Genomic DNA, 12,568 nt, shown 5'->3' with positions numbered 1-12,568 from the left:
GCGTGGAGCCTGATCCGGATAGCGCCGGGCGTCATGGCCTTCAACGATAAACGGCCAGCCGGGGCGTAATCTGCATAATTAATAAACTAGAGTGATTTATTATTCTTGACATCCGGCGGCGTGGCTTTCATCCAATATGGGGACAAAAGCCGCGCCTGTACGCGGCAGCTTCCCGAGGGGGGAATATTGATGATCCTATGTGCGGGCGAGGCCCTGATCGACATGCTGCCGATCTCAAGCCCATCAGGTGCCGCTGGCTTCGCGCCGCATGTGGGCGGCGCGATTTTCAACACCGCCATCGCGCTGGGGCGGCTGGGCGTGCCCGCGGGGATGCTGACGGGCATCTCGACAGATTCCTTTGGCAACCTGCTGTCGGCGGCGCTGACGGCAAACGGGGTGGACACATCCCATGTGGTCCTTGCGGACCGTCCGACGACTCTGGCCTTTGTCGAGCTGAACGGCGGGCAGGCCAGCTATATGTTCTATGACGAAAACTCGGCCGGGCGGATGCTGTCACCGGAGGAGCTGCCCCGCGTGGGTGATGATGTGACGGCGCTCTACCTTGGTGGGATCAGCCTGGCCTGCGAGCCCTGCGCGGACACCTATGCGGACCTGTTGGCGCAGGCGGGGGCAGGGCGTGCGGTGATGATCGACCCGAACATCCGCCCCGGCTTTGTCCGTGACGCAGACCGCTTTCGCACCCGGCTGGGGGCCATGTTGAGGCAGGCCGATATCGTCAAGGTCTCTGACGAGGATCTGACCTGGCTCCATCCCGGTCCAATGCCGGTGCCGGACAAGGTCAGGGCGCTGCTGGATCACGGTCCCGCGCTGGTCATCGTGACGCGCGGCGGGGAGGGCGCGACAGCCTATCTGGCCGATGGCACCGACGTGACCGTGCCCGCGCTGCGCGCCAAGGTGGTGGATACCGTTGGCGCTGGCGATACCTTCAACGCGGGCGTCCTGGCCAGCCTGTCCGAACAGGGGCTACTGACGAAAGACGCGGTGCGCGGGCTGTCGGCGCAGGCCGTGACCGACGCGCTGACATTTGGCGCGCGCGTGGCTGCGGTGACCGTCTCACGCGCGGGTGCGAACCCGCCTTGGGCGCGCGAATTATAGGGTCAGCCCGTCTGCCCGCCCCACCGCAGGGGCGACTTTGCAAGGAAAGCATCAAAGCCCGCCAGATCGCCCAGCGGGAGGATCGCGGCGACATATTGGTCGGGCCGCACCAGCACCATCGCCCCCCCGTTTCGGTCGATGCTGCGCAGATCGAAAATATCCCGACCTTCAGCCGGATCGGCGGCAAAGATCTTTTCATAGTCGATCAGCCCATACCGCCCCTTGCGGGGCAGCAGCAGGGCGGGCATCCGGTCGATGTGCAGGTTGCGGTGGGGCTGCTGGAAAACGGCCCTGACATCCAGAACCGCATCCGGGTCACCGTCTGGCACCCGCTGCGCCAGCCCCTCGCCTAGCTGTGCCATCGGCCCGCCGGGTGCACCGGTGTCGTCCCGGCCCGCAAAGGCGATGAGCCGCCAGCGCCCATCGGCCTTGATCGTATGGCCAAGCTGCATGGGCTTTGCATCGGCCACCCGGATCACCGGGGCGGAATGGAACCGCATCCCGATCGGCAGACCAGTTGCCAGCGCCTGACGGGTCCCGTCCGCAGTCAGGACCGACGGATCATAACGCGTCTCGACACCTGCGGTATACCGGCCATGCTGACGGAAATAGCGCTGAAACTGAGCGGCCTCCTCAGTGGAGGCCGGTTTGGCGCTGAACAACCGGGCCATGTCGCGGTCAAAGTCGATCAACTCCTTCGCCTTGGCGCGGCGTTCCTCCGAATAGGTGTCCAGCAGGGCGGGGGTAGCCTGCCCGCGCAACACGGCGGCCAGTTTCCATCCCAGGTTGAAGGCGTCGGCCATGGAAACATTCATGCCCTGTCCCGCCTTGGGGCTATGGGTGTGGCAGGCATCCCCCGCGATGAAGATGCGCGCGGATTTGCCCCCATGCCCGCCCTGAGACGCGTCATCGAAACGGTCGCATAGGCGTTGTCCGATCTCATATGCCGACCACCAGGCGACTTCTTTCACGTCAAGCGCATAGGGGGCCATGATGGCCTGCGCCTTGGCGATCAGGGCCTCGGCCGTCAGGTTCTTGTCGGCGGCGCGCTCATTGCCATGCAGCGCGTCCATCTCGATGTACAGCCGCACCATATGGCCACCCTCGCGCGGGATGATCAGGATGCTGCCCTGATCCGCAGATTGAATGGCGCATTTCAATCGGATGTCGGGGAAATCCGTGACCGCCAGTATGTCCATCACCCCCCACAACTGGCGGGTGGCCTCGCCTTTCAGGTCCAGGCCCATCTCGGACCGCACCGCGCTGCGCGCCCCGTCGCAGCCCACGACGTAGCGGGCGCGCAGGGTTTCCTGCGTGCCGGGGGCATCAAGGCAATCGAACACGGCCCGAACCGGGTAATCGGGGTCATCCGTCCGGGCCAGTGACACCAGCGCACGGTTGTAATCCGGCGTCAGCCGGGTGGGGCTGTTGCGCATTTTCTCAAGGTAAAAGTTATGCACCCGTGCCTGATTAAGGATGGTATGGGGAAACTCGGACAGCCCCTCTTCCGTGTCCAGAATACGGTCGGCGCGGGTGATTTTGCGTCCCTCGGCACCGGGCCGCCAAAAGGCGACCTCGTTGACCCAATAGGCCTCCTTCGCGACCTTCTCTGCAAATCCGAAAGCCTCGAACATTTCCATTGAACGGCAGGCGATGCCATCGGCCTGTCCAACCTCCAGCGGGCCGGGTTTGCGCTCAAGGATGCGGGTGGTGATCTCGGGGAAGGCGGCCAGTTGTGCGGCCAGCGTCAGCCCCGCAGGGCCGCAGCCCACGATCAGCACGTCCACGGTATCGGTTTGCGCTGGCCTGCCTGTGCGGTCAGAGATGGCCGGATCACCGGGGCGAAAACCGTTGAGATGGAATTGCATCGAAGTCCTCCTTATTGCAAAGGTGGTATCTATACTTACCATGTGTTGTCAATATTAGTTTGTATGCATACTACTGAAGGCGCAAAGGAAAGGCTTCATGACAGACGTAAAGAACATGGCGGGCCATTTGATCAGGCGGCTGCACCAGATTTCCACGCAAACCTTCGCACGGCAAATGCAAGACGCGGGCCACGACCTGACGCCGGTGCAGTTCGCTGCGCTCGATGCAATCGCGGCGCACCCCGAAACCGATCAGGCCAGCATCGCGGCGCAGATCGGTTACGACAAGGCAACCATCGGGGGTGTCATCGACCGGCTGGAAGTCAAACGGCTGGTGACCCGCCATCCCAGCCCGCACGACAGGCGCGCGAGGTTGGTGCAACTGACCGAGGCGGGCCGCTCACGGCTGGCTGAAATGCGCCCCATCGTGCGCGGCTTGCAAGACGACATCCTTGCCCCGCTTACCCCCGAGGAGCGCGCCACGTTCGTGGCGCTTGCGGCCAAGGTGGTATGCGCCTGACACGTCCCTCCGGGCCGCGACCTATGCCTGCACGGCCTTCATGAAACGGTCACGGATCACCACCGGGTCCATCGTGATCACCGGATGTCTGGCATTGCCGCTGTCGCATTTCACGACAATCACGGTCATCTTCCGTGACGCCAGCGCCGCTTGCAGCACTTTGCCTGTATCCTCGCCCTGGCAGGTCACGACGTTCTCGCAGCCGCAGGCTTCGGCCACTTTCTCAAGCCTGGTCTTCTTGCCCGCATAGGTCGGCTGATCCCCGGTGGAACCATACGACCCGTTGTCGATGATCAGCAGGATGAAGTTGTCGGCGACGTTGTTGGCGATGGTGGGCAGGGTGCCGAGATTGGTCAGCACCGATCCGTCCCCGTCGATGGCGATCACCGGCTTGGGCTGCGACAGCGCCAGCCCCAGACCGATGGAGGATGCCAGCCCCATCGTGCCCAGCATGTAGAAATTGGTGGGCTGATCGTCGATGGCGTGCAGTTCCTGGCTGGGGATGCCGATGTTGCAGACCACAAGCTGATCCCGCAGGATCGGCGCGATGTCTTTCAGGATTTCGGAACGGATCATTGGTCGCCATAGCCTCCCCAGAAGTTGGCGTCGGTCAGGATCGCCACGGGTTTGTTGCACATGAAAGTGTATTTCAGGATGTTATCCAACTCCGCGACATCCTTTTGCCAATGGAAGTGGTAGGTGGGGATGTTGAGCTGCGCCAGCAGCGCCTTGGTATGTACCGCCATTTCCACCTGGCAGGCCACGGGTTCGCGCAGTTCGCCCCGGTAGGAGATGATCATCGGCAGGGGCATCCGGTAGTATTGGATCAGCGTCGCCAGCGTGTTGATCGTCACCCCGATGGCGGTGTTCTGCATGATGATGGCAGGCCGCTTGCCCCCCATGAAGGCCCCGGCGCACAGCCCCATGCCCTCGTCTTCCTTGTTGGCGGGGATGTGGAAAATGTCGTCGCGGGCCTCGATCTCCTCGATCACGCCGGCCAGTTGCTTGCAGGGCACGGTGGTGACAAAGGAAATGTCGTTGGCGACAAGATCATCTGCAATCTTCTTGTCGATGTTCATCGGTTGTCTTGCCTTTCGAGGGGCGCGCCGCGGCGCGCGATTTGGGATGAGAGGTTTGGCACGCAATGTAACATGCGGCGGGTGCGGGGGTCAGCCATCGGCAGCCAGATCAAAGGTCTCTGCGGGAAAATACTTCGCCAGTCGCACATCCGCCGCGCGGGCGTGCCCCTCCATCCCCTCCATCCGCGAAATGCGTGCGGTGGCAATGGCCACGGGTCTGGAGCCTTCACGGGTGGCGCGCTGCCATGTCACGATCTTCATGTACTTGTGGACCGACAGGCCGCCGGTATAGCTGGCCGCCCCGGAGGTAGGCAGGACGTGGTTTGTCCCCGTTGCCTTGTCGCCATAGGACACGGTGGTTTCTTCGCCCAGAAACAGCGAGCCATAGCAGGTCAGCCGATCCAGCCACCAATCCAGATCACCGGCCTGCACGGTCAGGTGTTCAGGTGCGTAATCATCGGAACAGGCGGCCATTTCCGCACGGTCCGCGCACAGGATCACCTCTGCATAGTCGCGCCATGCCGCAAAGGCGTTTTCGCGGTTCACATCAGGCAGATTGTCGATCAGCCCCGGCACCAGGTCTATTACCTTTTCCGCCAGCGCGCGGTCGTCCGTGACCAGCCAGACCGGCGAGTTATGGCCATGCTCTGCCTGGCTGACCAGATCGGTCGCCACAACCATTGGATCGGCCTGCGCATCGGCCAGGATCAGGCTGTCGGTGGGCCCCGCAATCATGTCGATGCCGACGCGACCATACAGGATGCGCTTGGCCTCTGCCACGAACTGGTTGCCGGGACCGACAAGGATATTGGCGCGCGGCAGGCCGAACAGACCAAAGGTCATCGCGGCCACGCCCTGCACCCCGCCCATTGCCAGAATCCTGTCCGCGCCGCTGATGCGGGCGGCATAGACGATGGCGGGGGCCACGCCGACACCGGGACGCGGCGGCGAACAGGCGGTGATATGGCGGCAACCCGCGACCCTGGCGGTGGTCACGGTCATGATCGCACTGGCAATATGGCTGTAACGCCCGCCCGGCACGTAACAGCCGGCGGTATCCACCGGAATGGCCTTTTGGCCCGCCATCAGGCCGGGCACGATCTCGATCTCCATGTCCGACACCGTGCTTTTCTGCTTTTCGGCAAAGCGTTTCACGTTGTCATGGGCAAACCTTATGTCGGCCTTCAGCTTCTCCGGCACCAGCGCGCAGGCCGCCTCGATCTCTTCGGCGGTCATCAAGACATTGCCCTCATAGCGATCGTACCTGGCCGCGTATTCCATCGCCTTGGCATCACCACCCGTCTCGATATCGGCAAGGATCGTCTTGACCGTCTCATGCACCTCGCTGGCATCCGATTTTGCGGTCAATGTGGCTTTCTTCAGGTATTCACGGGCCATGGGGATTCCTGCTCGCAGTTTTCAGAAAACAGCATATCCGGAGCGGCTGTGATCCGGCGACCTGCCAGAGTGCGCCCCGGCGATGCCTGCCGGAAGTCTCTGTTTATCTGTGCAACTGAAGGGGGCGTCGCGTCAATGCAGCCGTGGCGTTTTTGCGGATAATCTTATGAGTCCAGTTTTCCGATTAAGAAAATTGAAATCTGTCAATTGCCAAACCTGAAATATCGGGGCGTCCCGCCGGGCGCGGGTGGCTCAGACCCGCAGGTCGCTGTCCTCGGGGCGGAAAACGCTTTTGATGTCGTAGAAAACCTGTGCGGGTTTGCCATGGGCGCGCAGGGCGGCGGCACCGGCCTCGCTGAACTCCGCATGGGCGACCGCCAGCACAACCGCGTCATAGGTCCCTTCGGCAGGGGTTTGCACCATGTCGATGCCGAACTCGCGCCTGGCTTCTGCGGGATCGACCCAGGGGTCATGCACATCGACCTCCGCGCCATAGTCGCGCAATTCGCGGATCAGGTCGATCACGCGGGTATTGCGCAGGTCGGGGCAGTTTTCCTTGAAAGTCAGGCCCAGCACCAGCACCCGCGCGCCGCCGATGGCGATGTCACGCTTGATCATCGCCTTGACCAACTGGCCCGCCATATAGGCGCCCATCCCGTCGTTCAGTCGCCGCCCTGCCAGGATGATCTGCGGATCATAGCCCAGTTGTTCGGCCTTGTGGGTCAGGTAATAGGGGTCGACCCCGATGCAATGGCCGCCCACCAGGCCGGGCTTGAACGGCAGGAAATTCCACTTGGTCCCGGCGGCGCGCAACACCGCATCGGTGTCGATGCCCATCCGGCCAAAGATGATCGCCAGCTCGTTCATCAGCGCGATGTTCAGGTCCCGCTGGGTGTTCTCGATCACCTTGGCCGCCTCCGCCACGCGGATGCTTTCGGCCTTGTAGGTGCCTGCGGTGATGATCTGGGCATAGAGCGCGTCGACACGGTCCGCCGCCGCGGGCGTTGATCCGGCGGTGACCTTGCGGATGTCCGGCAGGCGGTGCAGCTTGTCACCGGGGTTGATCCGTTCGGGGCTGTAGCCGCAAAAGAAATCCGTATTGAACCGAAGGCCGGAGCCGCGTTCGAGGATCGGCACGCAGTCTTCTTCGGTCGCACCGGGATATACCGTGCTTTCAAAGATCACGAGGTCGCCGGGTTTCAGCACCCGGCTGACCGTTTCTGCGGCACCGCGCAGGGGGCCAAGGTCGGGCCGCTTGTGCGCGTCGATGGGCGTTGGCACGGTGACGATGTAGATGCGGCAATCGGCGATCTCTGCCGGGTCGGTGGCGAAACTGAGGTGCCGCGCTTGTTGCAGTTCCTGCGCCGTGGTCTCGCGGGTGCGGTCATGGCCCGCCCGCAGGTCGTCGATGCGGCCCGCGCTGATGTCAAAACCGACCACCGGCCGCTGCCGGCCAAAGGCGACCGCCAGCGGCAAGCCGACATAGCCCAGCCCGATGATCGCGATCTTTTCTGCCCCGGCTTCCATCGCAGCCACCTTACCTGTTGTAGTAGTCGCGGAACCAGGCCACGAACTGTGCGATGCCATCGCGGACATCCGTGCGGGGCTGGTATCCGGTCAGGTTGCGCAGCAGGTCCGCATTGGCCCAGGTCGCGGGCACGTCGCCCGTCTGCATCGGCATATAGTTGCGCTTTGCCGTGATGCCCAGTTCGGCCTCGATCGCGTCGATGAAATCCAGCAGCCGCACCTTCTGCGAATTGCCGATGTTCACCACCCGGAAGGGGGCCACCGGCGACAGGCTGTCCCATTCCGGGATCTCCGCCTTGCTGGCCGGGCGCTGCGGCACCGCCTGCATCAGCAGCATGATGCCGCGCACCAGATCGTCGACAAAGGTGAAGTCACGGAACATGTCGCCATGGTTATAGATGTCGATGGGCCGCCCATCCAGAATGGCATCCACGAACTTGAACAGGGCAAGGTCCGGCCGCCCCCAGGTGCCGTAAACCGTGAAAAACCGGAACATCGTCGTCGGCAGATCATGCAGATGGGCATAGGCATGGCCCATGTTCTCATTCGCCTTCTTGGTGGCGGCGTAGATGGTCAGCTGGGTTTCGGTGCGGTCCTTTTCAGCGAAAGGCATTTCTTCGTTCGCGCCGTAAACCGAAGAGGTCGAGGCCATCAGCAGATGTTTGACCTTCAGTTTCCGCGCGGCTTCCATGACGTTGAACGTGCCGATCACGTTGCTGTCGAGATAGGCGCGCGGGTTTTCCAGCGAATAGCGCACGCCTGCCTGTCCGGCGAGATGCACGATGATCTCGGGTTGGAACGCCTCTGCCACGGACCACAGCAGGTCCTCGTCTTCCAGCTTGCCCACGGTGGCCGAGAACGCGGGGTTCTCCAGCAGCATCTCGTGGCGCTTTTGCTTCAGCGTGACGTCATAGTAGTCGGTCAGCCCGTCATAGCCTTGCACTTCGAAGCCTTCGGCCAGCAGGCGGCGGGCCAGGTGAAAGCCGATGAAACCGGCGGTGCCGGTGACAAGAACCCGTGTCACCGGCTTGTTCCTGCGTGTTCCGCGTGCGGGCGGGACGAGTTGTAAATATGAAGATGGATCAAGGCAACACCTGACACATGATAGGGTTTGTTTTGTGCCGTGGCGGCTGGGGCAGCGTTTTGGCGGCCCTCAGGGAAATAGGCAGTTGCGGGCCACTTACAACCTGCCGGGGCGGGAATACAAGCGCAAGGGTGCTATGCGCGTGCCAGCTGGCCCGGCTGAACATGTCACCGGGCCGGATGCCGGGTGATCCCCAAACCGGTGGAAAGCAGGCCCTAGCCCAGGCGGTCTGCCAGCTCTTCCAGCATGGTGATACAGGCCGCAAGCTGGCTTGTCTCGACGTATTCGTCAGGTTTATGTGCCTGTTCGATGGACCCAGGTCCGCAGACAATGGCGGCCATGCCGAGTTGCTGAAAAATACCCGCCTCCGTTCCGAAGGACACCACATCGGTCCCGTTCGTGCCGGTCAGTTCCAGCACAAGGTCGCGGGCGGCGTTTTCGGCCATGACCTCCAGCCCGATGGTTTCGCCGATGACCTCCGTGACGATATCTGCGTCAGGCCAGACAGCGCGCATCCGGGGCAGCAGGATATTGGCGGCGTAGTCCTGCATCGTTGCATTGATGTGGTGGAAATCGGCGGATTGGACAGGGCGCATGTCCCACTCCACTGTCGCAAACCCCGGTATCACGTTATGCGCCACACCGCCGTGAAGTGAGCCGACGTTTATGGTGCTGTGCGGCGGGTCGAAGGCGCTGCCGCCGGGGGCGCGGGCCTTCAGTTCATCGTTCAGTTCCATCAGGCGCGTGATATAGCGCACGGCGTATTCGACCGCGTTCACCCCGAGGTACGGCAGAGAACCGTGGCCCTCGCGCCCGGTGAAATGGGTGGAGTATTCGCAGCAACCCTTGTGTCCCTCGATCACCCGCATTTCGGTGGGTTCACCGATGATGGCCAGGGCAGGACGGTCGCTGCGCGCTGCCAGTTGCTCGGCCAGCGCCTTGGCGCCCAGGCAGCCGGTCTCCTCGTCATAGGTGAAAGCAAAGTGGATGGGGCGGCGGGTGGCTTTCGACGCGAACAGGGGGGCCAGCGCGACTGCGGTAGCGATAAAGCCCTTCATGTCACAGGTCCCGCGCCCATAAAGGCGTCCGTCCCGTTCGGTCATTGCAAAGGGGTTGCTGGCCCAGATCTGATCGGTGATCGGCACCACATCCGTATGCCCGGCCAGCAGGATGCCCCCCGGCGCGTCGGGACCCATTGTGGCATAAAGGTTGGCCTTGGTCCCGCTGTCGTCGTGAAACACATCCACCCGCGCGCCTGCGTCCGACAGCCGACCGGCGAGGTCATCAATTATCGCAAGGTTGCTGTCCGACGACACGGTGGGATAGCCGATGAGGTCGGACAGGATTGCGGTCGCTGTGTCGAGATGGCTCATGGTCAATCCTTGACAAAGAGCTTGCGTTCGATGGTGCAGAATGGCTGTGCCGGGCCTTCTTCGGTGATCAGGATGCTTTCGGTGATCTCCAGTCCCCAGTCCTCCATCCAGAGGCCGGGCATGAAGTGGAAGGTCATGCCGGGGTGCAGCACGGTTTCGTCCTCTGGGCGCAGCGACATGGTGCGTTCGCCCCAGTCGGGCGGGTAGCTGAGGCCGATGGAATAGCCGCAGCGCGCGCCGCGTTCGATGCCTGCCTTGTCCATCGCGGCCCCAAGCGCGTTGGCGATGTCCTGGGTCCTGTTGCCTGCGCGGGCCTTGTCCAAACCCGCCTCCAACCCTTCGATCAGCGCCTCTTCGCCGCGTTTGATGTGGTCGGGCGGGGTGCCCAGCATGACAGAGCGGGACAGCGGCACGTGATAACGGCGGTAACAACCGGCAAGCTCAAAGAACGTCACCTCGCCGGTCTTCATCTTGTCGCCGTTCCAGGTAAGATGCGGGGCGGCCGCGTCGGTGCCGGAGGGCATGAGCGGTACGATGGCGGGGTAGTCGCCCCAGGTCTCGCCTACGCCGGTAAGCCCCGCCGCAGTGATCTCTGCCGCCAGTTCGTTCTTGCGCACGCCGGGTGCCGCGCGGTCGATGGCAAGCTGGGTGATCTTCTCGGTAATCGTTGCGGCCTTGCGCATGAAGGTCAGTTCTTCCTCCGACTTGATGGCGCGTTGCCAGTTGACGAGGGCCGTGGCGTCCACAACCGTTGCGTCGGGGAGCGAGTCGAGGAGCGTCGTATAGGCCTTGGCGGAGAAGTAGTAATTGTCCATCTCGACGCCGATCCGCCCCCGCGCCAATCCGCGCGCGGCAAGCTTGGCAGAGAGGTCCTGCATCGGGTGGCGCTCTGTCGATTGCACGAATCCATCGGTGTAGAACTCCACGTCTGTCACGGCGCGGTTCACAGTGCGCAGCGCACCGTTGCTGTCCTGCATGCGGCCCCACCAGAAGGGGGTTCCGTCGAGCGGTACGATTACGGCCTGATGGACATAGAACGACCAGCCGTCATAACCCGTCAACCAGGCCTGGTTCGACGGGTCCGTGGCAATCAGCACGTCAATGCCGACGCGACCCATGGCGGCACGGGTCAGGGACAGGCGGCGCTCGTATTCCTGTGGCGAAAACGGCGTTGGATCGGTGAGGGTCAAGGGGGGTGCCTCCTGCAGTTGTCAGCGGAGGCTACGCGTTGACAGGACCGCATACAATAGATTAGCCAGTTTTGCATATGGCCCGCGATGGCGTCGCAATTCCCGGCCATTTTCCCATCCTGTACGCCCGGATATTTTCTTTGACCTGCACGCGGACAGCGCGCCGGGTCCCATTGAGGATGTTTCGATGACCGATCTTTCCAACCGCCCGCAGAGCTTCACCAGCCACAACGGCGACAAGGCACCGCTGCCCTTTTCGGCTGCCGAATACGACCGGCGGCTGGCCGGGCTGCGCGACATCATGGCGGTGCGGGACATTCCCGCCGTGCTGCTGACCTCGATGCACAACATCGCCTATTATTCGGGCTTTCTCTATTGCAGTTTCGGGCGGCCCTATGGCTGCGTCGTGACACAAGACGCCTGCACGACCGTCAGCGCCAATATCGACGCAGGCCAGCCCTGGCGGCGGTCGCACGGGGATAATGTGATCTATACCGACTGGGCGCGGAACAACTTCTGGCGCGCGGTAGCGGGGCTGACGGGCGGCGCAGGGCGGCTGGGGATCGAGGCAGATCACCTGACACTGACCGCGCGGGACACGCTTGCCGACATGCTGGGCGCGCCGGAACTGGTGGATATTGCCGGGGATACGATGGCCGCGCGGATGGTGAAATCGGACGAGGAAATCGCCCTGATCCGCGAGGGTGCGCGCATTGCCGACCACGGCGGCGAAGCGATCCGCGCTGCGATCAAGGCGGGCACGCGGGAGATCGACGTGGCCATGGCGGGCCGCGACGCGATGGAGCTGGAGATTGCCCGCGCGCGTCCGGATAGCGAATTGCGTGACAGTTGGGTCTGGTTCCAGTCGGGGTTGAATACCGATGGGGCACATAACCCGGTCACGACACGCAGGCTGCAAAAGGGCGATATCCTCAGCCTCAATACCTTTCCGATGATCTCGGGCTATTACACCGCGCTGGAGCGCACGTTGTTTCTGGGCGAGCCGGACAAGACCAGCCGGAGGATGTGGGAGGCCAACGTGGCAGCGCACGAGCTGGGCCTGTCGCTGATCCGGCCCGGCGCCACCTGTTCGGGCATCTGCGACGAGATCAACCGCTTCTTCGCGGATCAGGGTCTGTTGCAATATCGTTCCTTTGGGTACGGCCATTCCTTCGGCATCCTGTCGCATTACTATGGCCGGGAGGCGGGGTTGGAACTGCGTGAGGATGTTGATACCGTTCTGGAGCCGGGCATGGTGGTGTCAATGGAGCCGATGATCTGGGTGCCGCAGGGCACAGCCGGGGCAGGGGGCTACCGCGAACATGACATCCTCGTGGTCGGCGGTAACCGCACCGAAAACATCACCAAATTCGCCTACGGCCCGGAAGCGAACATCATCGACGCATAAGAAGG

11 protein-coding genes are annotated in these 12,568 nt (G+C 62.9%); 3 read left to right on the top strand and 8 right to left on the bottom strand.

What is annotated here, in order from left to right:
- The first annotated feature begins 189 nt into the window (after window positions 1–189).
- Window positions 190–1,116, top strand: a complete 927-nt coding sequence (locus A8B82_RS08185) for a carbohydrate kinase family protein (protein ID WP_067290664.1) — start codon at window positions 190–192, stop codon at window positions 1,114–1,116.
- A gap of 2 nt (window positions 1,117–1,118) precedes the next feature.
- Here A8B82_RS08185 and A8B82_RS08180 read toward each other — a convergent pair whose 3' ends face one another.
- On the bottom strand, window positions 1,119–2,984 hold the full coding sequence (locus A8B82_RS08180; RefSeq protein ID WP_067290661.1) for an FAD-dependent monooxygenase: 1,866 nt from the start codon (window positions 2,982–2,984) through the stop codon (window positions 1,119–1,121).
- A gap of 97 nt (window positions 2,985–3,081) precedes the next feature.
- On the opposite strand from A8B82_RS08180, the gene A8B82_RS08175 reads away from it, so the two are divergent.
- Complete coding sequence (locus A8B82_RS08175) at window positions 3,082–3,504, top strand: MarR family winged helix-turn-helix transcriptional regulator (RefSeq protein ID WP_067290657.1); 423 nt, start codon at window positions 3,082–3,084, stop codon at window positions 3,502–3,504.
- A 21-nt stretch (window positions 3,505–3,525) separates the two neighbouring features.
- On the opposite strand, the gene comE is transcribed toward A8B82_RS08175, so the two are convergent.
- The 7 genes from comE to A8B82_RS08140 all read right to left on the bottom strand — a co-directional run bounded on the left by comE (window position 3,526) and on the right by A8B82_RS08140 (window position 11,155).
- Window positions 3,526–4,080 (bottom strand): sulfopyruvate decarboxylase subunit beta, encoded by a 555-nt coding sequence (comE, locus tag A8B82_RS08170; RefSeq protein ID WP_067290656.1) that lies wholly within the window; start codon window positions 4,078–4,080, stop codon window positions 3,526–3,528.
- On the bottom strand, window positions 4,077–4,583 hold the full coding sequence (gene comD, locus A8B82_RS08165; RefSeq protein ID WP_067290652.1) for a sulfopyruvate decarboxylase subunit alpha: 507 nt from the start codon (window positions 4,581–4,583) through the stop codon (window positions 4,077–4,079). Before comD ends, comE begins: the two co-directional genes overlap by 4 nt.
- Window positions 4,584–4,673: 90 nt before the next feature.
- Window positions 4,674–5,981, bottom strand: coding sequence for a histidinol dehydrogenase (hisD, locus tag A8B82_RS08160; protein ID WP_067290650.1), 1,308 nt, complete (start codon window positions 5,979–5,981; stop codon window positions 4,674–4,676).
- A 252-nt stretch (window positions 5,982–6,233) separates the two neighbouring features.
- Window positions 6,234–7,508 (bottom strand): Vi polysaccharide biosynthesis UDP-N-acetylglucosamine C-6 dehydrogenase TviB, encoded by a 1,275-nt coding sequence (gene tviB / locus A8B82_RS08155; RefSeq protein ID WP_067290649.1) that lies wholly within the window; start codon window positions 7,506–7,508, stop codon window positions 6,234–6,236.
- A gap of 10 nt (window positions 7,509–7,518) precedes the next feature.
- Complete coding sequence (locus A8B82_RS08150; protein ID WP_067290647.1) at window positions 7,519–8,532, bottom strand: NAD-dependent epimerase/dehydratase family protein; 1,014 nt, start codon at window positions 8,530–8,532, stop codon at window positions 7,519–7,521.
- 275 nt (window positions 8,533–8,807) lie between these two features.
- On the bottom strand, window positions 8,808–9,965 hold the full coding sequence (gene argE, locus A8B82_RS08145) for an acetylornithine deacetylase (protein WP_067290642.1): 1,158 nt from the start codon (window positions 9,963–9,965) through the stop codon (window positions 8,808–8,810).
- Between the two features lie 2 nt (window positions 9,966–9,967).
- Window positions 9,968–11,155, bottom strand: coding sequence for a M24 family metallopeptidase (locus A8B82_RS08140; RefSeq protein ID WP_067290639.1), 1,188 nt, complete (start codon window positions 11,153–11,155; stop codon window positions 9,968–9,970).
- A gap of 187 nt (window positions 11,156–11,342) precedes the next feature.
- Here A8B82_RS08140 and A8B82_RS08135 point away from each other — a divergent pair, with 187 nt between their 5' ends.
- On the top strand, window positions 11,343–12,563 hold the full coding sequence (locus tag A8B82_RS08135; protein ID WP_067290636.1) for an aminopeptidase P family protein: 1,221 nt from the start codon (window positions 11,343–11,345) through the stop codon (window positions 12,561–12,563).
- The last annotated feature ends 5 nt before the right edge of the window (window positions 12,564–12,568 follow it).

Origin of the sequence: Sulfitobacter sp. EhC04, assembly GCF_001650875.1 — a bacterium.
In the GTDB taxonomy this organism is placed as follows: Bacteria; Pseudomonadota; Alphaproteobacteria; order Rhodobacterales; family Rhodobacteraceae; genus Sulfitobacter.
Note: the sequence above shows the minus strand (reverse complement) of the source record. Positions and strands in the feature narration are given on the sequence as shown.